This window comes from Ferruginibacter sp. SUN106, assembly GCF_050611765.1.
Taxonomy (GTDB): Bacteria; Bacteroidota; Bacteroidia; order Chitinophagales; family Chitinophagaceae; genus Ferruginibacter.
This window is the reverse complement of the sequence record NZ_JBODJC010000001.1, coordinates 256,543-280,345: the sequence shown is the minus strand read 5'-3', so window position 1 is coordinate 280,345 and position 23,803 is coordinate 256,543. Positions and strand designations below refer to the sequence as shown.

Here is a 23,803-nt window from a genome sequence, read left to right as displayed (position 1 = left end):
TTTTTATGCTGCTGTATTAAAATGCAGGCGTTATTATAGCAATCAAAACTTATCCAACAATGAATCAATTTCAAATGCATGAAGTAGCCACCGCTCCTTTGCCGGTAAAAAATGGTATTGAGATCCTTGTTTTTAAAACTAATCTTACTGATACCAAACGTATCAGCGATATAGAATCATTATTGGATATTCATCCGCATATTGTGCAATGGAATGTTGACCTGGATGATTGCGATAATGTGCTACGCATAGTAGGCAGGAATATGGCCGCACAGGAAGTGGAGAATATGTTGCTGAATGCAGGGTATTATTGTGAAGAGCTGCAGTGAGATTTTCTTAATTAAAAACATGCCACACTCCAGCTCCTTTGCCAGTTAGTATTTGCTGCCAAAACATTTATGCCTTCTTTATTTTTTAACTGTTGATCATGTGTTACACTATCAGCAATACCGCACCAGGGTTCTAAGCAAACAAAGGGTGCATCTTTTGCAGCCCAAATACCAAAGAAAGGAAAATCATCAAATTTAAAATGAATACCATGATCGTTTTTGGTGCAAGCCAATGTGATTGTATTTGTCTGCATATGTTTCAGCACTATCGCATCTTCATAAAATAAAGAGGGCTGTAAAGGCAAGGTATTATTATCAAACTGCAATGGTTCCGGTGCTGCAATCAATCCATTCTCTAATTTCCAGCGGTCTAATTTTTCTGCCACATTAAATTGCAGGTAGTAATCGGAGTAGTTGGTATCTTTTACAAAAGGCACTGCAAATGCAGGATGTGCACCAACAGAAAACAACAATTCCTCTTTACCCGGGTTATACACTTCGTAAGTACAGGAAAGCGTTGATCCATTTAAACGATACCTTAATTTAAGTACAAATTCAAAAGGATAAACGGCAAGTGTTTGTTCATCATGAGTAAGTGTAAACACTGCTTCAGCTAAACTCAATTGTTCTGCTGCAAAAGTTTTATCTCTTGCAAAACCATGCCTTGGCAATTGGTAAGCAGTATCATTAAAATAATAAGTATCATTTTTTAATCCGCCGACAATGGGGAATAATACAGGACTGAATTTTGCCCAATAAGCCGCATCGCCGCTCCACATATGTTCTATACCGGTTGTTGTATTAATAAGGCTTTGCAGTTCGGCACCCTTTGGTGCAATGGTGGCACGGAGTATTTCGTTTTCTAAAATTATCATGCTGCAAAATAAATTATTGAGCGGAGATTATGGTGAAGAAATTTTGCCACTAATAACACTTATTTACACCAATAAAAAACCGGGGATTATTTTTCGTAAAATTCTATGGGCAAATCATCAGGGTCTGCAATGAAGGTGAATTTTTTACCGGTGAATTCATCAATGCGTACAGGTTCAACTGCAACCTGGTGTTTATTCAATTCAGCAACGGTTGCTTCCATATCATCCACTTCAAAAGCAATATGCCTTAGCCCTGCTGCTTCCGGCCGGGATGGCCTTGATGGTGGATTGGGAAAAGAAAATAATTCAATTACGTATTGTCCGTTTAAAGAAAGATCTAATTTATAAGAATCTCTTTCTTTACGATAAATTTCCTGTTCGATAGTAAAGCCCAATACTTCAGTATAAAATTTCTTAGATACCGGATAGTTTTTACAAATGATGGCGATATGATGAACTTGATTTAGTTTAAGCATTTTAAAACCGGCTATATTTTAAATAAAAAGTCTCCTGCAAAATTACAGGAGACTTTATGAGAAAAACCATTAGTTACATTTTTTTAGGCGGCCCCAGCTTCTGTGTCTTTTCATCCAGTACCACCGCTTTGCCATTTACTATTTTGCAATCATCTACAACGCCCAGTGAATCTACATTTCCTTTTTTATCAGTATGGTATTCTTTATACCATAACGTTACCCATTCATCTTTTTTATCGGCAGATATTACAGATTCCCAGTCCTGCATTTTTATTGTAACGGCACTGTACATGGCTCTTTGCTGTGTAAAAGATGCTTTCAGGCTGTCTTTACTCAGTCTTGTCTGGTAATTGTCAAACCCTACCCTCACACTGTCGCCAAAAGCATCCATACAGGTATTAATATCGCCATTTTCAAATGCCTTCAATCCTTTCATCACTGTAAGAGCATGTTGCGGATCGCCGGGTTGCCAGTTTTGATACGGTTGTTCCAGTTTATATGGCATTTCCGGAATGGCTTTACTGTCCATCATTTTTGCATCCGCCATTTTGGTGCTGTCGCCACCCGGTTTGGCATCTTTAGATTCATTGTTGGTACAACTGATAGCAAACAATGCCGTGCAGGCAATAAAAAGAAATTTTTTCATGTAAAAGGTTTTTGTTTTAAGTAAATGGTTAAAAAATTAAGCGGCAAAGAAGTGATGATTTCAGAGGGAAAGACAAGCGGAACAATGAATATGGAGCATAAGATACTCACTTGCATTGTAAAATGCAAGCATAAACGATAATTTTAAATGTAATGGCTTACATATTGCGCCTGTACTGCCCGCCTACTGCATACAATGCATTGGTGATCTGGCCCAGGGAACAGTATTTAACCGTTTCCATTAACTCATCAAATAAATTACCATTGGCTACTGCAACGGACTGCAATTTTTTCAACCTGCCGGCCGATTCTTTTGCATGCCTTGCATGAAATGCCTCTAATGTTTTAATCTGGAATTCCTTTTCTTCGGTAGTACTGCGGATAACTTCGGTAGGTAAAATTGTTGGCGAACCGTTTTTATTTAAAAAAGTATTTACACCAACAATCGGGTATTCACCAGTATGTTTTAATGTTTCGTAGTATAAACTTTCTTCCTGTATTTTATTGCGCTGGTACATTCTTTCCATAGCACCCAATACACCGCCACGTTCCGTAATGCGGTTAAATTCATTCATTACCGCATCTTCTACCAGGTCGGTTAATTCTTCAATTAAAAAAGCGCCCTGGTTAGGGTTTTCATTTTTTGCAGTGCCCAATTCCCTGTTAATAATTAATTGGATGGCCATGGCACGGCGCACACTCTCTTCTGTTGGTGTGGTTATAGCCTCATCGTAAGCGTTAGTATGTAAGCTATTACAGTTATCGTAAATAGCATACAAAGCCTGCAATGTTGTTCTGATATCATTAAAATCAATTTCCTGCGCATGCAGCGAACGGCCTGATGTTTGTATATGGTATTTTAATTTTTGCGAACGGTCGTTGGCTTTGTATTTATTCTTCATGGCCTTGGCCCAGATTCTTCTTGCTACCCTTCCAATTACACTATACTCCGGATCCATACCATTACTAAAGAAGAAAGATAAGTTAGGTGCAAAATCATCAATGTTCATGCCCCTGCTTAAATAATATTCCACATAAGTAAACCCATTAGATAAAGTAAATGCCAGTTGTGTAATTGGGTTGGCCCCTGCTTCTGCAATATGATAACCACTGATACTTACACTATAAAAATTCTGTACTTTATGGCTGATAAAATATTCCTGCACATCACCCATTAGTTTTAATGCAAACTCTGTGGAGAAGATGCAGGTGTTTTGCGCCTGGTCTTCTTTTAAAATATCTGCCTGCACTGTTCCTCTTACTGTTGCTAAAGCTTTGGCTTTTATGGTGGCATATACATCTGCAGGTAGCACATCAGAGCCACTCAATCCCAATAAACGTAACCCTAATCCATCATTACCTTCGGGCAATACGCCTTGCAAATTTCCTTTTGCAGGCACAATTTCTATCCCATCAACACCTACATATTTGGGCAGGCTTTCAATACTATACTTTGCTTCAATGGCTTTATTAACGGCTTCTCTTAAATTATTTTCTACAATGTATTTTTCGCATTGCTGATCAATAGCTGCGTTCATAAAAAATGCCAGCAGTATTGGTGCAGGCCCGTTAATGGTCATGCTTACAGATGTTTTAGGGTCGCAGAGATCAAAACCACTGTATAATTTTTTAGCATCATCCACGGTGGCAATACTTACACCGCTATTACCTACTTTACCGTAAATATCCGGACGATGACCGGGATCTTCACCATACAATGTAACCGAATCAAATGCAGTGGATAAACGTTTTGCAGGCTGGCCAATACTTACATAATGAAAACGACGGTTGGTTCTTTCCGGGCCGCCTTCTCCTGCAAACATTCTTGTAGGGTCTTCACCTTCTCTCTTTAATGGAAACACACCGGCAGTATAAGGAAATTCTCCCGGCACATTTTCCTGCAACTGCCATTTTAAAATATCGCCCCAGTCTTTGTACTTAGGTAAAATAACTTTTGGTATTACCGTGCCAGATAAACTCTTATAGGTAAGCGGTTGCTTAATGATTTTATCACGAACTTTAAATTCGTAAAATTCTTTTTCATACCGTTCCAATACAACAGGCCAGTTGTTGATGAGATCAAGATTATCAGGATCAATTTTTTTCAGCAGGTTCTTTTCTGTTTCACCAATATACTTTTCTGCATCGGGTAATATTTTTTTCACGCCATCTAACTGGTAGTATTGCGTAGCCAGTTTACTTTGCTCTTCTACCCAGTTATCATATGCAGCAATGGTTTCAGCAATCTCTGCCAGGTATCGCACTCTCTTTGGCGGAATAATCGTTGATTGGCTTACCGTGTCTTTCACATGCGCATGATGTGTTATCTCGCCATGAAATTTCACACCTGTCTTTTCAGCTACTTTTTCCATCAGCCTTTCAAACAATTCGTTTACACCGGTGTCATTAAACTGTGCTGCAATAGTGCCAACGATGGGTAACTCCTCATCTTTTGCCGTCCATAAATTATGATTGCGTTTGTATTGCTTACGTACATCATGCAAGGCATCCAATGCGCCTGCTTTATCAAATTTATTTACGCAAACCACATCTGCATAATCCAGCATGTTTATTTTTTCCAGTTGCGATGCAGCGCCATACTCCGGCGTCATCACATACATACTTACATCGCAGTAATCTAAAATACTGGCATCACTTTGTCCCACTCCGGCGCTTTCTAAAATAATAAAATCATAACCGGCTGCCTTGCAGATGTCAATAGCTTCCTGTACATATTTACTTAATGCTTTTTCACTTTCTCTTGTTGCCAGGCTACGCATGTAGGCACGGGGAGAAGAAATAGAATTCATTCTTATCCTGTCGCCCAATAAAGCACCGCCGGTTTTTTTCTTTGATGGATCAACAGAAATTACAGCGATGGTTTTATCGGTGTATCCATTTAAAAAACGGCGAACGATCTCATCGGTAACAGAAGATTTTCCTGCGCCGCCGGTTCCGGTAATGCCGAGTACAGGTATCAAGGGGTCTGACGGCTTAGAGCCGTCTGACCCCTTAATACCGTCAGACCCATTGACACCATTCTCCACATTTGTTATCTGCCTTGCAATTTTTCTTACATCATTTACTTCACCAAGCGTCATTGCATTTTTATAATGCCCATTTCCATTCAATGCAAAATCGCAGGATAAAATAACATCTTCAATCATGCCTTCCAATCCCATTTTTCTGCCGTCATCAGGACTATAAATTTTGGTGATACCGTAATTATGCAACTCTTCTATTTCGCTGGGTAAAATTGTTCCGCCGCCGCCACCAAAAATTTTAATATGGCCGCAACCATTTTGTTCCAGTAAATCTTTCATGTATTTAAAAAACTCCACGTGCCCGCCCTGGTAACTGGTAATGGCAATACCCTGTACATCTTCTTCAATAGCACATTCCACAATTTCATGCACACTGCGGTTATGGCCCAGGTGAATGATCTCGGCACCTTTGGACTGCATAATGCGGCGCATGATATTGATTGCTGCATCATGCCCGTCAAATAAACTGGCAGCTGTTACAATTCTGACTTTGTTATTTAATGTAAGACTCATAAAATGATTTCGATTGGGTGAACGACTAAGTCACTAAAAACACAAAGGGATCTTTATTTTCTTTGTGCTACTTTGCGCCTTTCTGCCTTAGTGGTTTATGCACAAATTTACCTGTAAAAGCTGTTACAAAAATAACAGTAGTTAGTTTTTAGATGAATGCTGGGTAAAAGCAAAAAGTTTTGGTAAATCAAACAACAAACCACCTGAAAGATTGAATGCCCTTGCATCTACAAACCGGCGGCTTACTAAAAATGCAAAACCTAACTGAAATTCCAGTTTCAGCCCGGGTAGCTTTTTAAACCCAAAAGTATTTACAATTGCAGGCTCCCAAAAAATCCGTGGGCTGTAATTAAGGCCATCTAATTTATAGTTATCCAATTCGGCAGCGGTATAGTTGGTATTGATGTTTGTAAAATAAACAGCACTTAGCCGGGATGAAAAAGTAGTCGCAAAATTCTTTTTACTCATTACTGTAAATGCCGGCTGAATAAAAACTTTGGTAACGTTCATTTGATGATACCTGTTGCGATAAACACGGTTAGGGTCTTTACCATCATCTGTAAAGCTGGATTTTCCAAAACCTATGCCTGCAAACACCTGGAATAGTGATTGTCTGTTCTTCAATAAATGAAAATATCCTCCTCCAATTTCAGCAAGGTTTCTTTTATAATTGATCACCACACTATCTCTTATACCGGTATCAAAATCACCCGTATTCCTTTCGGTACGCTGAAAATAATTTAGCTGTACCGCCCAATGCTTTGTAATTGCATAAGCCGCCTGCAAATCATAGCCATGTGCTTTTGCTTTTACAGGCACACTATCTTTTATTGTATTTTCCGAAAGATTGAAAGAATAATTTGCCGCCAGTTTACTATCTCCTTTTTTTGTAAACACGGGCACATTATGTGCAGCCGGGCTATATACATAACGTGGCGAATAGCACGAAAAAAGCGATACACAAACGGCAATAAGCAACAGGCAATTTGTAATTAGCTTTTTATAATTACTGATTAACAATACAGAATATTGTATCATGCTGTTTTCTATCAACTCATTTTAAAAGTAAGTGCTGCAAAATCTTCAATACTTAAGGCTTCGGCACGTTTATTAAAAATATCATCCTGCAAGGCTTCTGCAGTAAATAAACTTTTTACTGCATTGCGTAATGTTTTGCGACGTTGGTTAAAAGCAGTTTTCACCAATACCCAGTATGCCCTGTCGCTTTTTACGTGCAATGGCTCTGCTCTTCTTATTAATCTTATTACACCACTCTGTACTTTTGGCGGCGGGTTAAAACATTCGTTGCCTACATCAAATAAATATTCCACATTGTAATAAGCCTGCACCAATGCACTTAATACACCATATACTTTACTACCTTCTTTTGAGGCTGCTCTTTCTGCCACTTCCTTCTGAAACATACCTATCACACAAGGCACATCTTCTTTCCACTCTAAAATCTTAAATAAAATTTGTGTTGAAATATTATAAGGAAAATTGCCAATTACGGTAAAAGGCTGATCAAATGGTTTTGCAATGTCTAAAAAACTTTCGTGAATAATCTTATCTTTTAAAACAGGGTATTTTTGAAAAAGATAATTCACTTTTTCTTCATCTAATTCTACCGCCTTAAAATTAATACCCGGCAGGTCTATTAAATATTTGGTTAAAGCACCTGCGCCAGGACCAACTTCCAGCAAATTGGTAAACACCTGTTCTTTAACAACATCAATGATTTTCTGAATAACCTGTTCGTCTTTTAAAAAATGTTGCCCCAGCGATTTTTTTAGTGTGTACATAGAACAAAAGTAATATAAAAAAGCCCCCCTTTACGGGAGGCTTAACCAAAACTATCAGAAGCACCTATTTAGTCAATATTAATTTGTGGCTTATCACTTCGCCATTAAGCCACACCTGTAGTGTGTATACCCCTGCGCCATAAGCAGCAAGATCATTAATGAGTACGGTGTTCAATCCTTTTGAAGCATTGCTTTTCTGTAACAGCACTACTTTTCCAATATCATTAACCAAACGCAGACTTATTGCAGATTCTTTATCTGTAAAAAACCTTATGGCTACATAATCTTTTGCAGGGTTAGGCATAATGGTAACAGGGGATGCTGACCGGTCTCTTCTTACTACTAATGTATTACTGTATTTAACCTCCCCGTTTTTACCTACTACTTTAAGCCTGTAATAAAGAATATCATTGGTAAGATTACTGATATTATCAATCATACTAAAGCGCTGTTGTTCATTTAGCTTTACCGCATCTGTTACCATTCCCGCAAAACCATACAAACTGTTATCCGGGCTTCGTTCCACTTCAAAATGATCGATATCAATTGGCGTGATGATCGTCCAGTTTAGCAACACTTGTGTATTTTGATGTGTACCTGTAAAGCTGATGATCTGTACAGGAAGCACCACACCTACATAACGCCAGTCACGGTTTATTTGCCCGGATGTTTTCTTTTGTACTGTTGTTCTGCTTCCCGGAGTGGCATCACCAATAAGGCTTCCTCCATTCCCCATCCGGTAAGAAGTTCCCTTTACATTGGTAACCGAGTTTAAAGAATCAAAACGATTATCCAAACCATCTCCATCGGTATCCAAACCGGTAAGTGTTACCAGGTCATCGGCAATACCATTCAGGTTAAAGTCATTACCCTCCACAATGTCTAACTGGCCATCACCATCGGTATCCAGGTCTCTGTAATCGGGTATTCCATCACCATCATGGTCGTACACAAAAATACCCGAGCCGCCAAAGCCAACCACATTATCATAAGTATTTACCAGGCCATCGCCATCGGTATCTGTGAGTACAGGTAATAAATATCCTGCGGTTGACATACCTTCAATATTATCAGGAATACCATCATCATCCGAATCAATATCCAGGTAATCGGGATTACCTACGCCATCTGTATTTCTGAGATTCAAGGCACCCATTGCCGAAATGGTAGTTGACCATCCATTGGTACCAATTAAGCCATCCACCTTGCCATCAAAATTAGCATCGGGTAAGCCTGCTTCAATTACATCCACAATACCATCGCCATCGCTATCAATATCATAGGCATTGGGCCTGAAATCCCTGTCAAGGTTTTTATTAGGATAATTATCTGCACGGCCATCAACAGGAGAAACGTCAACACCTGTTTTTAATAATGCCGTTGCATTGATATAACTATCACTGATACCATCACTGTTGGAATCTGCAAAACCATCAATAAGGCCATTATTATTGGTATCTGTACCTCCTGCTTCCACCAGGTCGGGTATGCCATCATTATCGCTATCCGTATCTAAATAATTAGGAATACCGTCTCCATCAAAATCCTGTGCGCCCAGGCCAACATTAGACCCGTTAACGCCGGTATTATTTGCATCTACATTCTGAGAAAAACCGTCATTATCTGTATCAGTATAATTATCAATGATACCATCACCATTGGCATCCACACCATAAGATTCCACAGTATCAGGAATGCCATCATTATCACTATCCAGGTCATATTGATTGGGAATACCGTCTTTGTCTTTATCTGCATTATCGTTTACACCATCACCGTTAGTATCTACAAAACCAGGAAAATCGGTATCGTAAAAATTAGGAATACCATCATTGTCAGAATCGGCTCCGTAATCAAAATTGTCATTTACATTGTCAAAGTTATTGTCTACATAACCCGGATAAGCAGGATCGTTCCAGTTAGGTATACCATTACCATTGGCATCCTGTAAAGCCACCGGGTTATTAAATTCCACGTAATCAGGTATACCATCATTATCATCATCAATATCCGGACAGGCATGTATTATCACTGCAATTCTTGCCGTATCAGAACATCCTGCCCCATTGGAAAAATAAGCCCAGTAAACGCCTCCGGGATAAGTTACCGGCGTATAGGGGTTATATTCATTTGCCGGTATAAAAGGCTGGGCAGCATAAAATTTATACCCTGCGTATTTTACCCACGGCAGTGTTACTGTTAAATTATTACACTGGTTAATGATCACAGTGTCTTTTGGAGAAAAGCAGCTACCTGTAACTGTTAAATTAACAGGCCCTTTAATTATACATCCTGCAGTATTTACACCGCTGGAATCATAAAGTACCGATAATGATGTTTTACCCTTATAATCCACCCTTGCACTATTTTGCACCGGCCCGATACAGGATAGTACATCGCAGGATGAAGTAGTAACCACATCAAATTGAACCGTACCGGTAACACCAATGCCAATATTGCCACCATTTACTGCATTAGCGCCAACGCCTATACGAAATAGGATTTTATTACCGGCAAAGTTATACTCTGCCTGGTCATCAGCAGCTACATCCGTTTTAGCAACGCCATTTATTTTTATACTTCCGGGCACAAAGCTGGTACCGCCGGGTATGTTATCTGTAATTATGGTGTTGGTGCTGGAATCGTTACCCACATTACTGTAGTTGATCAGATAACGCAGTACATCACCGGGCACAAGTGCACCTCCATTTACGTCTGTTGCCGTTTTATCAAAAGCAAAGGTGGGATTATACTGTGAAATACCTGTTGTTAAAACCTGTACAATATAGTTTTCACTGGGTGAAGCAAAACGAACGGTTGCTGCACTTTTACTATTACCTAGCTGGGCATTAAGTGTATTGGGTAAATCCAGTATACTGGCATCGTAGCCTAATGTATTTTGAAAAGACGGATTACGTGTGGTAACTACTGCTCCTTTATAGGAGATCACACTATTCCACATATCATTAAGGTTGGCCAATGTATTGGGCGTAAGATTATAGAATGCTGCTGCACCTGATTGCTTAAATAAAAAGGAGTCTTTAGAAGTCCTGTCACCATCGTACACCACAGCACCCAGTTCGCAACTCACAGGGCCGCCAGGTGGCGTTAGAAAGCCGGAAATAGCAACGTCGGCCGGCGGACTACCGCTTTTAACAATAGCACAACCATCAAACACGGTTAAGTTTCTTGGAGGCAATGACGGATTGGCATACACGATAACAATCGTCCAGCCGCCATAAGCATCCCCAATACCTAATGCCGGCAATACATTACCTACGGTAAAAGTGCCGTTGGGATTGGTGAGGTTGAGCATTGAAGTGATATCAAAAAAACACTGGTATCCTGTATGGGCATAACCGGCAATCAAAGTATTATTCCAGTAATCGGTTTTTGAAGAAGTAATAGTGGTATAAGAAGCAGCCCCGGGTACTTTTAATTTACAAGTGGTTTCCACACCTGTCATCCATGCAGTATTGGCACCGCCACTACCCTGCCCTGCACCCCAGTATAAACCAGCAAAAAGCACATTGGAACAACCGGGCAGGCCTAAATTGGCAGCAGAAGAATTATAGGTACCATTATTATCTAATCCAATAATGTCCATGTCAAAGGACATATCAGAAGCGGTAGCTACATTTAAATGCACTTCTACTGCAATGGTATTAACACCAGCTGTAAAAACCGACGGGCTTAAATTAACTGTTACATTTTCTGTAGCACCTACTGCAATATTAGAAGATGCCAATGTTGCATAAGTAACCCCACCTGCAGGCATATTGTTTCTTACCTGCTCTACTCCGTTTATGTACACTACAATACCATCATCTCTTTTTAAATCCATTTGAATGGAATAAAAAGTAGTAGCTAGTTCTGTTGCTGTAAAGTTTACTGTATTACGAAAATAATAGGCTGTACGTTTAGCACCTGCCCCTGGCGTACAAATGGGTGTAATACCACTGGGTATACAAGTGGTTTGCGTAGCATTGTATCCATATTTACCAGCACCATTTACAGGAGATGCTCCCGTATTCCAACCGGCAGGTAATGTATAGGCTGATTGTTTCCAGGTATTGCCTGAGCCATCATTAGCCGGCGCAGTAGTACTGGAAAAATAATTCCATACACTGCCAAAAGCCAGCTTTGTTGTGGGTGCAGGATTATCAATATCTATGTTAATAGCAGTGCTGCTATTATTAGTTGTGGAGCCGGCAGGAGGAACTTCCCCGGTACCTGGCGAACCACTTCCTATACCGCTTGAGGAGACGATACTATTTGATACATATACTATACTACCTCTGGCAGAAGCATTATAGTACCGGGGCGCAAAAGCCCTTAGTACCTGTGCATTGCTTTCAAAAACATGAAAGGCAATGGCACAAATGATCGTTAGTAAAAATTTTTTCATACGGATTGGGATTAAATATTTTCATAGGTATCAAAACTTAATATTTTTTGTAAAGACTTGTTTTAAGGCTTCTATCAATTTTATTGTACTATAATTTTATTGCTTATTCTTTCACCTGCCGAATTGGTAAGTGTGACAATATAAGCGCCATTTTTTAACCGGAGCGCCTGGGTATTGTTGCCCACCGCCACACTACATTCTTTCACCAGCACTTCTTTACCCGACATATCAACTACTCTTAAATCAAGCGCATCAGCTTTAATGCTGCTTATCACCAGTACCACTGCACCATTGGATTGATTGACCGCAATACAACTGAAGGGTTTGTTGGTTTTATAATTTATTTTCCTGGTTTCAAATAAAGTTCTTTTACCGTCGAAATTTGTTTGTGATAAACGATAGTAATTAACGCCTTCTGCAGGGGCAAGATCCACCATGTGATATGCCTTAAAGCTATTGGAATTACCTGCAGCATTTACATTACCCAGTGGCAGAAAATTCATGCCATCAGTTGAATGTTCAATGGTAAAATATTTATTATCCTGTTCTACATCAGTTGACCAGTCGAGTAACACTTTATTATTATCTAATGAAGCTGTAAAAGAATTTACCAGTATGGGTAACACCACGGCATTCACAGTTACCCTGAAAGTATCTTTCAGATCACCGTAATCATCTGCTACTATATAATCAAACGTACCTGTAGTGGTTGGAGTTGCACTTATTGAACGGGTAGTTTGTGCTACTGCAGATCCGCCATTAAGCGGAATTGTCCAGTTATAGCTGCCGGGCCATGAAGCATCAAACGATAAAGACTGTCCGACAGTAATAGAATAATTCGTTCTTTGTTTTACATCTTTAAAAATGGTGAACTGGTCTCTTATAACAGGTGTTGGAGCTGTTGTATACGAGATAAATTTAGCATCCAAACGGTTGTTATCCACTTCAAAATAAAAGCAACCGCCATTGGTGGCATTGGAATAATACATACAATCCTGTGGATACCCTGTTGATGTACCTCCTATTTGCCCGGCCGAACCGGAAACCGTGTATACCGTACCGTGATTATACTTTCCTGAATTATAGGTGAAGGCTTTGTAATTACCTGTTGCACCATCATACAAACCATTTTGCGTATTACCCGTGGCCGTATGCGTTGCAGCGTTAAAATTAGCATCCAGTAATGGCGATGCATAAGTATTATAAAAACCTTTTAATAAATAACTTCTTTCATATCCATGTGCATGGCCACACAAAACAAGGTCTACACCATTGCGTTCCAGGATGCGGATAAATTTTTCACGTACCGCTACCAGGTCTGTTTCGCTATCGGATGTATGACTGGTTTTTGTATAGGGCGGATGATGAAAATAAGCGATGGTCCATTTTTGTGTATTGGCTGCAAGGTCGGCTTTTAACCAGGTAGCTTGTGCTCCTGTTGTATCGTACAATAAATTACCGCCGTCTTTGCCATAAGAATCCAGCGAAATAAAATGTACGCCACCTACATTAAAAGAATAATAATTTTTTACACCCGAAGGTACCCCTCCTATCTCACCACCCATGGGAGTGGTGAAATTTAAATGATAAGGCATACTGTTAGCAGGCGTAGAACCTGTTTTGGTATTGTTAGCTGTGCTGTTGCCGTAATCATGATTACCGGGTGCAGGGTACAGTTTATTGTACTTTAACAGGTCATCTTTATAAATATCAAAAAAATTGGTTTGAAATTCGGCATCCAGTCCGGTGGTATATGCATTGTCACCTAATAATATCATGGCATCAATATCATTACTGCCGATATAATTGATAAATGTATTTTTTACAGCAACCTGGTTAGTGGAAGCATTACCACAATCTCCTATTGCCACAAAGCGAAGTATACGGGTAGTATTATCTAATGGCAACGTAAGAAAATAATTGGTGTTGGTTTGTTGTAACGTGGTAGTGGTAGAGCCAATGGTATACCAGTATTTGGTATCGGCAGTCAATCCCCCGATTCTAACAATATGTTCAGTTACAGGTGTAGCAACATCCTGTGTAAATACATTGGGATAAGAGCCAAATGAAGTACCCCAGGTAACTTTAGAGTTAGTAGCACTGCTTGTTCTCCACCGAATGGTAATTGAATCCTGTTTACCCACTTGTAAGTATGGGCCCCGAGTTAAGGTTTGAGCTTGTACAAAACCTGTTGAAATTAATACTACTGTAATAAAAAAAACTACAGTTTTTTTTGGGGTAAAATTGGTTTTCATAAATCTGGATTATAGGTTAATTTAAGCTTGCGCACAAAATTGGCCTAAGAAACATTTTTAAAATTAGAACAGTTTAATTTCATCTCACAGTCCTTGTCTGTAGTTTTTTTTCTAAAAAAACTGTAGTGACAACAAAACTGCCTGAAACAAGTATAAATACTAAGACAAAACACTCTGAAATTCGCTAAAAACTACTCTGGACGGGCCTTTCAGAAATCCCTGCAGTATCTGTAAGTGTTTTTAAAAAGAGGATAATATTGGCCTTTTCGCTGCCTGAAAGATGCAGATTTTCGAAGGGTAATGTTTGATTGGATGGTGCAATTTTTAAGCCTTTTCCGCCACCATTATTATAAAAATCCAGCACCTGCTCTAATGTTTTAAATACGCCATTATGCATGTATGGTGCAGTAAGTGCAATGTTGCGTAACGTGCTTGTTTTAAATGCATATTGATGAATGGGCAGGTTAGTTACAGCAAACCTCCCTATATCTTCATCCAGTTTATTTTTTGCTGGTAAATTTTTATCCGGCACTCCAATAACTTCTGTTTCGGAATAATAATAACGGGGCGGTTTTGTGCCGTTGAACAAAGGCATAAAATGACAGGTGCCGCATTTGGCCTTGCCCATAAAGAGATTAAAGCCATTAATTTCTTTATTACTCAGCACTAATTGCCCACGCATATGTTTATCAAACTTTGAATTAAGCGCCACTAGGGTGCGTTCGTAGCATGCAATGGCATTACAGATATTCTGTGCCGCATTAGCTTTTTCTGCAGCAGGAAATGCCTTGGCGTAAACAGGTTTATATTCTTTTTGTGCGATGATCTTTTCAGCTGCCTGTTGGGCCGAGCCATGCATTTCTTTAGCATTATTCAGCACCTGCATTACCTGGTCTTCCAATGAAGAGCTGCGGTTGTCGAAAAATAAATTCCGTTGCAAAGCAGCATTCCAGATGGTGGGGGCATTACGTGGCAAAGCGGTATGGCCGTCCATGGCAACACTGGTGGAAAGCCCGTCCGTAAAGGCTTTTGCAGGATTGTGACAGGTAGCACAACTACGTCTATTATCTACCGATAGTTGTGTATCAAAAAATAACCTTTTGCCTAATGCTATTTTTTCGGGAGAGATGGTATTGTCATCTAAATATTTATTTACATCAAATACTCCTGCATCAAAAAGCGTATTATTTTTTTTGATGCTGCTGTAAAACATGGGTGATTTATTTTCGGCTAAACCCTTTGCCAGTTTATACCTGGCAATAATTGCCGTAACCGGGTTCAGATAAGCCCGGATAAACTCCATTCTGTTGAAAGTATTAAAATTGTTATGCTGCTGTAAATAATGTTGAGCATCGTTTAGTAACCGTTGAAGCTGTGCATATTCTTTTGTGTTAAAATTGTTCTCAAAAACCGCAATTATCTCTTGCAATCCTTTCAGGGCTGCACCACATTCAGGCAAGCCGTTTATTGCCAATTGCGAATCGAAACCGGTAATACCTAAAGCAGTAATGCGGAATAACTCCTCGGTAACAGCATCAAAAACAAATGCTTCACTGAATGCATCCGATTCGTTGGTTTCCTGCATCGTCCTGGTATCCAGCAATAGCCTTGCAATGGCCTCATCTAATGCTGTAGCATTTGTTTTATTATAGGCAGGAAAGAGCATGCTTTCGATCAATTGCATGCCATTGGGTTGCTGCTGCCCCATATCTGGTTCATCTTCTTCAAAAAAAGGAATAGCCGGCCCATTTAGTTTTACTGCAAAAAAATTGAAGTAATATTCAGTGATCGTCTCTATTTGTTTGTAGACTAAACGGGTTCTTAAAAATTGTTGCTGTAGTTGCTTTTCGTTTGCCGTTGCTGCCAGTTTTTGCAATTGCACAATTTCATTCTCTAATAGTTTGGCCTTTTGTAAATACCATAATTTAACTGGCTCCGGCGGCGCTTCATTTTTTTTTATGAAAAAAGAAAATGCCGTGATGGAGAATATAATAATGCTGGTGATCAGTATTTTTCCGGACATACCTGCTATATAAGCTACTAAATTAGTAAAACAATCGCAGGCATTTTACTATATGGCGGGGAAATTAAAAAAGGCTGCCTTGTAAAAAGGCAGCCTGTAAAATTATACTTTCTTCAGTACTGTTATCTTTCCAGTATCAACTTATGCGTAACAATTTCGTCGTTCACAAATACCTGCACTGTGTATACACCTGCACTGTATTTGGCAAGATTGTTAAGCTGCAGCACATTATTTCCCTTGCTTACTCTTTGTTTCTGTATCAATACAGTCTTACCCAGGTTATCTACCAGCCTTATGGTTACTTCCGATTCTTTTTCTGCAAAGAATTTTACCGAAACATAATCGTTAGCAGGGTTAGGCATAATAGCTACCGGCGTTTTAACCAGGCTCTTTCTTACCACTAAAACATTACTGTATTTTATTTCTCCTGATTTGCCTACTACTTTAAGCCTGTAATAAATGATATCGCTATTTATTCCTGCAATATCATCTGTTGACCCAAAGCTTTGCGGCTCATTTAATTTTACTGCGTCTGAAACTGTACCTACTTTGATATAGGTGGTATTATCCAAGCTACGTTCAATTTCAAAATGATCCACTTCTTTAGTTGTTAGTATCGTCCAGCTTAATAATACCTGTGTATTCTGGGTTGATCCTGTAAAGCCAAGGAACTGAACCGGCAATACCGAACCTACAAAGCGCCAGTCACGGTCAATTTGTCCCGGTGTTTTCTTTTGAACAGTACACCTTGAACCCGGAGCAGGGTCACCAATCAAACTACCACTATTACCCATCATATAAGATGTACCCTTTAAATTGGTAACAGAGTTCAGTGAATCAAAGCGGTTATCTAAACCATCACCATCAGTATCTAAACCAGTTAATGTTATCAGGTCATCTGCTTTACCGTTAAGGTTAAAGTCGTTACCTTCTGCAATATCCGGTTGTCCGTCACCGTCAGTATCAAGGTCCCTGTAATCAGGAATACCATCACCATCCTGGTCCCACACAAATATACCCGAACCACCAAAGCCTGAAACATTATCATAAGTATTAACCAATCCATCACCATCGGTATCTGTAGTAACAGGTGTTTTATACCCGGCAGTAGACTGTCCTTCTATATTATCCGGAATACCATCATTATCGGCATCAATATCCAGGTAATCGGGATTTCCGGAAGCATCTGTATTTCTTAAATTTAATGCCGCCATTGCTGATACCGTACCAGACCAGCCATCCGTACCAATCACTCCATCTACCTTACCATCAAGGTTAGCATCCGGTAAACCTGCTTCTATTACATCTACAATACCATCACCATCACTATCTATATCATAAGCATTGGGACGTAGATCCTGGTCCAGGTTTTTATTAGGATAACTATCTGCTTTACCGTCACCGTTTGTGTCGGCACCTGTTTTTAATAAACCACTTGCATTAATATATCCATCATGTAAACCATCGCCATTCGCATCCACAAATCCATCAATCTTTCCGTCGTTGTTGGTATCTGCACCGCCAGACTCTACTACATCAGGAATACCGTCGTTATCACTATCCAGGTCAATAAAGTTTGGTACACCATCACCATCCAGGTCAATATTTCCTAAACCCAGGCCGGTATTGTAAGCACCTGTATTATTACCGTCTACGTTTTGTGATAAACCATCGCCGTCGGTATCGCTAAACCCATCAATCTTTCCATCACCATTAGTATCAACACCATAAGCTTCCACCACATCAGGTATACCATCATTATCACTGTCAAGGTCCAGCATATTTATGATACCGTCTTTGTCCGCATCAAATCTGTCATCAACTCCATCGCCATTACTATCCACACGGCCAGGGAACGTTGTATCAAGGTAATTAGGAATACCGTCGTTATCAGAATCACCATCAGCTTGAAAATTATCGTTTATAAAATCATTGTTGTTGTCTACAAATCCTGCATAAGTAGGATCATAAGCATTAATAACACCATTGCTATTGGCATCTGCAAATGCTGCTGCCATACCGCTTTCCACAAAATCAGGGATACCATCTTTATCTTTATCAATATCGCAGGATATAAATACGGTTACGGACTGATCTGTAGTAGTATTACAATTTCCCTCTGCCCTTACATAATAGGTAGTGGTAACCAATGGTGTTACACTTAGCGTACTTCCTGTACCCACTAAGGTGCCACCGGGGCTTCCGGTATACCATTTCCAGCTGGCACCGGTACCCAGGGTTCCACCTGTAATACCAAGACTAACGGAAATACCGGGGCAAATATTATTCTTATTTTTTGTAGCTGTTACTGCAGCAACCGATGGCTGGCTTACTGTAACCAGTTTTGTTACACCGCCGGTTGTAAGTGCACAAGGTGCAGTACCGTTTTCAATACGTACCCAATAGGTGGTAGTAGTTGTTGGTGAAACTGTTAGTGTAGAACTGGTAGCTCCAACTATTGGACTTGTACCTATAACCGATCCCGTACCCCATTGATAGTTGGCACCGGTACCAAGTGTACCGCCACCGGCTGTTAATGTGGTAGAACCAGGATTACAAAAATCGAGGCCGGTTACACTACTTGGTGCTACTGATGCCTGGTTTACTGTAATTACTTTTGTTACACCACCGGTTGTGGCTGTACAAGGTGAAGTAGTATTTTGAACCTGTACCCAATAGGTTGTGGTACTGGATGGAGATACAGTGAGTGTTGAACTGGTGGCACCTACAATAGGATTAGTACCCACTACAGAGCCGGTACCCCATTGGTAATTAGCACCTGTACCCAGGGTTGCACCAACAGCCGTTAATGTTGCAGACCCTGAACCGCAAAGTGTACTTGCTGTTGCCGAAACACTTGCAGGTGCAACAGATGGCTGCGTTACTGTTATCAATTTGGTTATACCACTGGTTGTAAGTGCACATGGGGCTGTGCCATTTTCAATACGTACCCAATAAGTTGTACTGCTTGTAGGCGACACCGTGAGTGTTGAACTGGTAGCACCCACTATCGGGCTGGTACCCACAACAGAACCGGTACCCCATTGATAATTAGCGCCTGTACCAAGTGTGCCGCCGCCAGCTGTTAATATAGTAGAACCAGGGTTACAAAAATCTGCGCCTGTTACGCTGCTTGGTGCTACTGATGCCTGATTTACTGTAATTACTTTTGTTACGCCACCGGTTGTAGCAGTACAAGGTGAAGTAGTATTTTGAACCTGTACCCAGTATGTGGTAGTACTGGATGGAGATACGGTAAGTGTTGAACCAGTAGCACCCACAATAGGATTAGTACCTACAACAGAGCCGGTGCCCCATTGGTAATTAGCACCTGTACCCAGGGTTGCGCCAACAGCCGTTAATGTTGCAGACCCTGGACCGCAAAGTGTACTTGCTGTTGCCGAAACACTTGCCGGTGCAACAGATGGTTGCGTTACTGTTATCAATTTGGTTATACCACTGGTTGTAAGTGCACATGGGGCTGTACCGTTTTCAATACGTACCCAATAAGTTGTACTGCTTGTAGGCGACACCGTAAGTGTTGAACTGGTGGCACCCACTATCGGGCTTGTACCCACAACAGAACCTGTACCCCATTGATAGTTAGCACCGGTACCAAGAGAACCTCCGCCGGCTGTTAATATAGTAGAACCAGGATTACAAAAATCTGCGCCTGTTACACTGCTAGGTGCTACAGATGCCTGGTTTACTGTAATTACTTTTGTTACCCCGCCGGTTACAGCTGTACAAGGTGAAGAAGTATTTTCAACCTGCACCCAATATGTGGTAGTACTGGATGGAGATACTGTAAGTGTTGAACCGGTAGCACCCACAATAGGATTAGTACCCACTACAGAGCCGGTACCCCATTGATAGTTAGCACCGGTACCCAGGGTTGCACCAACAGCTGTTAATGTTGTAGACCCTGAACCACAAAGTGTACTTGCTGTTGCCGAAACACTTGCAGGTGCAACAGATGGCTGCGTTACTGTAACTACTTTTGTTACTCCACCGGTTGTTAATGAACAAGGTGCTGTACCATTTTCTATACGTACCCAATACGTTGTTGTACTGGTAGGCGATATCGTAAGTGTTGAGCTGGTGGCACCCACAATAGGATTAGTACCTATAACTGAGCCGGTACCCCATTGGTAATTGGCGCCGGTGCCAAGAGAACCTCCGCCAGCTGTTAATGTGGTAGAACCGGGATTACAAAAATCAGCACCACTGATGCTGCTTGGAGCAACTGATGGCTGATTTACTGTTACCACTTTGGTTACACCACCTGTAGTGGCGGCACAAGGTGAAGTTGTATTTTCAACCTGCACCCAATATGTGGTAGTACTGGATGGAGATACAGTAAGCGTTGAACTGGTGGCTCCCACAATAGGATTTGTACCTATAACCGAGCCGGTACCCCATTGGTAGTTAGCACCGGTACCCAGGGTTGCTCCCACAGCTGTTAATGTAGTAGAACCGGAGTTACAAATAGTAGATGCCGTTGCAGAAACACTGGCCGGTGCAACAGACGGCTGCATTACTGTTACTATTTTAGTTACACCACCGGTTGTAAGTGCACAAGGTGCAGTACCATTTTCTATACGCACCCAGTATGTAGTAGTACTGGTAGGCGATATCGTTAGTGTGGAGCCGGTAGCACCAACTATTGGACTGGTGCCTACAACTGAGCCTGTGCCCCATTGATAGTTAGCACCTGTACCCAAAGCGCCTCCACCTACTGTTAATGTAGTAGAACCCGGGTTACAAAAATCTGCACCACTGATGCTGCTTGGTGCAACTGATGGTTGATTTACTGTTACCACTTTTGTTACACCACCGGTAGTGGCAGAACAAGGTGAAGTTGTATTTTGAACCTGCACCCAATACGTTGTAGTACTGGATGGAGATACTGTAAGCGTTGAACTGGTGGCACCTACTATAGGATTAGTACCTACAACAGAGCCGGTACCCCACTGGTAATTAGCACCGGTACCTAATGTTGCGCCAACAGCTGTTAAGGTGGTAGAACCTGAATTACAGATAGTGCTTGCTGTTGCAGAAACACTTGCCGGTGCTGTAGATGGTACCAAACCATTTAATTTGATTCCCGGAGAAATATATTGACATCCTGCAATACCAATATTACCCGATGAAGCTACAATAACACGATAGTATTTACCGGTATCGGATGCTGCCAAAGAAGGTATGGTATAATTTGCCGAAGTTGCTCCCACAATATCAGTATAAGGGCCTGCCAGTGCAGTGGCCACCTGCCATTGATAAACCGGTGTACCCGAAATTGCAGTTGGATCGCTTAAGGTAGAATTGAATGTTGTAGAAGTACCTAAACATCCGCCGGCACCACTTACATTAGCTGTAGGTGCTGCACTGCAACTACCAAACTGGATATCATCAATCGCCACATCATTACCGCAACCACCAGGGCCTGCATTCACAATTTCAAGTATAAGGTTGCTGTAACCTGCCGGTAAACCAAACTTCATACCATACTGTGTCCAGCTGGTACTGGTAATATCGGCTGTAGTTGTTTGAGTAATTACAAGTCCGGTGGCTAAGTCTCTTATTTTTATTAAAAACTTAGGATACTTAAATCCACCCAACCCATTACAGGTGGTTTGATAAGAAGTATTACCGATAAATGCCGCCCATAATGTAACAGAATACTGCTGCCCCGGGCAGGCCACAGGCAAGGTATCCCTGTAAAAAATACTGGCTGAAGCGTCAGCATTCACTACCATCATATTTCCGTTTGCACCACCCGTATGATCGGTGAGACTTATCCAGTTGGAAGCATCCCCGTTAACAGCATTATTGGTAATACTAAACCTGTTTATTGATAATGGAGCAGTTGTTGATCCGATATAGGTTGTACTTGCTGTATTAGGAGATGTTGGTATAGCATTTTTTAAACCAACGCCGCTACCAAAATCCTGTGTGTATAATACATTACCCAATACAGCGCAAGGTGCTGTTACCGGCGTAAGTATAATTACAAAAGGTGTTGGCTGGCTTTCACCCACATCATCGGGTTTATCATTCTGATTAAGATCGGGGTTATTACCGTTGGTAGAAGAATCTCTTAATGCTGTATTATTAAAACCTCCTGCTGTAGCCACAGCCTGGTTATTATACACCACACCGGCCTGTATATTTGATAACCGGCAGGAAATTCTTATCGTAAAATTATTATTGGCTGTTGGATAGTTGGGTAGCGTTTGTGTGCCCAATAAAAGATTAGTAACAACAGTACCATTGTATAAAGGATTCAGTGAAAGTCCTGCCGGATTACTGGTAAACGCTGCCGTTACATTGGATACGTTACCAATGCCATTAATCAATCCCAGGTTATCTGATACCTGCACATTCGTGACCGGAACCGTACCATAATTCCGTACATACACATCGTATACTACATCATACTGATTAGCCGTACCTGTAGCTGTAACAGAAACCAGTTTTTTAGAAGCGCCAATACCAGAGTTTATCTGCGTCATATCAACAGAATACACCCCCTTATTAGCGGCATAGGTATAGTTGACATAGTTGGTATCACCGGTTACGGGATCCAATCGCCTGTAAATACATCCTGTTGCATAAGATGATATCAGATCACCATCAGCAAAAGCCAATCCTACCAGCGCAGTGGTACCCGCTGGCCGCCTTGTAGTATCAATATAAGTTGATTTAATATGGTGTGTTGGCCCGCCATAACTACCATAATCCGGAGTATATAATTTATTATCAAAGTTGTAATAGATCTGGCCCGAGGGTAACATGGTAATATCACCACTACCGGGATTCCATAAGGTATCTCCTATACCACCTGCACCGCTGGTAAAGTCAAGCGTATCTGCAGCATTATAAATATTGGCAGCAAAATCAATGGGTCTGAAAAAAGCCCTTGCACATGGATTGGTTAAAGGAAATTCCAGTGTCCATCCAATACCATTATTATCAAAAGCCACACCTCCGATATCATAAGGGAATGACCGGAGGGTATCTATAAAGTTTGCAGTTCCTGGCGACGCAGCAGTAGCAAAAGTAGTATCTGGCTTAAATCTCCATATATACGTCCATGTTCCTGTTGGCCTGATATTATGTGAGTAATCAGTCCAGAGATAATACAATTTCTGATCTTTCGGATTGAATGAAATACTTGCCTGGAAAATTGACCACCTGTCTGTGGTAGATGCAGGACCTACTTTAAGCCTTGGCCTGTATGCATTAGGATACGAAGCTCTCGTTAAACCTGCAGCTGCATAGTTAAAGAAGTACATAGAGTCGGTTCCGCCGCCACTGCCGCAATTATTTCGTCCAAGCCCTACCGGTATACCGTAGGTTGCCGGTTGAGCCAGTGCTGTTTGTGCCAGGCAAATCATGCAGATCAGAAAGAATAAAATTCTTTTCATATT

The 23,803-nt window shown here is 40.8% G+C and carries 11 protein-coding genes; 1 reads left to right on the top strand and 10 read right to left on the bottom strand.

Going from position 1 to position 23,803, the window contains the following annotated elements; genetic code table 11:
* Positions 1-59: 59 nt before the first annotated feature.
* Positions 60-329, top strand: a complete 270-nt coding sequence (locus ACQ334_RS01025; protein WP_430986292.1) for a hypothetical protein — start codon at positions 60-62, stop codon at positions 327-329.
* Between the two features lie 11 nt (positions 330-340).
* Here the strand turns inward: ACQ334_RS01025 and ACQ334_RS01020 are convergent, their stop codons facing one another.
* From ACQ334_RS01020 to ACQ334_RS00975, 10 genes are all read right to left on the bottom strand, one after another.
* On the bottom strand, positions 341-1,204 hold the full coding sequence (locus ACQ334_RS01020; protein ID WP_430986291.1) for an aldose 1-epimerase family protein: 864 nt from the start codon (positions 1,202-1,204) through the stop codon (positions 341-343).
* 86 nt (positions 1,205-1,290) lie between these two features.
* Positions 1,291-1,680 (bottom strand): VOC family protein, encoded by a 390-nt coding sequence (locus ACQ334_RS01015; RefSeq protein ID WP_430986290.1) that lies wholly within the window; start codon positions 1,678-1,680, stop codon positions 1,291-1,293.
* A 73-nt stretch (positions 1,681-1,753) separates the two neighbouring features.
* Positions 1,754-2,326 carry a hypothetical protein gene (locus ACQ334_RS01010; protein ID WP_430986289.1) on the bottom strand — a complete coding sequence of 191 codons (573 nt, stop codon included), beginning with the start codon at positions 2,324-2,326 and terminating at the stop codon, positions 1,754-1,756.
* 157 nt (positions 2,327-2,483) lie between these two features.
* Positions 2,484-5,882 carry a methylmalonyl-CoA mutase family protein gene (locus ACQ334_RS01005; protein ID WP_430986288.1) on the bottom strand — a complete coding sequence of 1,133 codons (3,399 nt, stop codon included), beginning with the start codon at positions 5,880-5,882 and terminating at the stop codon, positions 2,484-2,486.
* 141 nt (positions 5,883-6,023) lie between these two features.
* Positions 6,024-6,920, bottom strand: coding sequence for a hypothetical protein (locus tag ACQ334_RS01000; RefSeq protein WP_430986287.1), 897 nt, complete (start codon positions 6,918-6,920; stop codon positions 6,024-6,026).
* An 11-nt stretch (positions 6,921-6,931) separates the two neighbouring features.
* Positions 6,932-7,684 (bottom strand): 16S rRNA (adenine(1518)-N(6)/adenine(1519)-N(6))-dimethyltransferase RsmA, encoded by a 753-nt coding sequence (gene rsmA, locus ACQ334_RS00995; RefSeq protein WP_430986286.1) that lies wholly within the window; start codon positions 7,682-7,684, stop codon positions 6,932-6,934.
* A 64-nt stretch (positions 7,685-7,748) separates the two neighbouring features.
* Positions 7,749-12,092, bottom strand: coding sequence for a T9SS type A sorting domain-containing protein (locus ACQ334_RS00990; RefSeq protein WP_430986285.1), 4,344 nt, complete (start codon positions 12,090-12,092; stop codon positions 7,749-7,751).
* A gap of 80 nt (positions 12,093-12,172) precedes the next feature.
* A complete protein-coding gene (locus ACQ334_RS00985; RefSeq protein ID WP_430986284.1) occupies positions 12,173-14,347 on the bottom strand; it encodes a metallophosphoesterase in 2,175 nt (724 codons plus the stop codon).
* Positions 14,348-14,531: 184 nt separating this feature from the next.
* On the bottom strand, positions 14,532-16,370 hold the full coding sequence (locus tag ACQ334_RS00980; protein WP_430986283.1) for a cytochrome-c peroxidase: 1,839 nt from the start codon (positions 16,368-16,370) through the stop codon (positions 14,532-14,534).
* Positions 16,371-16,492: 122 nt separating this feature from the next.
* Positions 16,493-23,800, bottom strand: coding sequence for a T9SS type A sorting domain-containing protein (locus tag ACQ334_RS00975; RefSeq protein ID WP_430986282.1), 7,308 nt, complete (start codon positions 23,798-23,800; stop codon positions 16,493-16,495).
* Between the last annotated feature and the right edge of the window lie 3 nt (positions 23,801-23,803).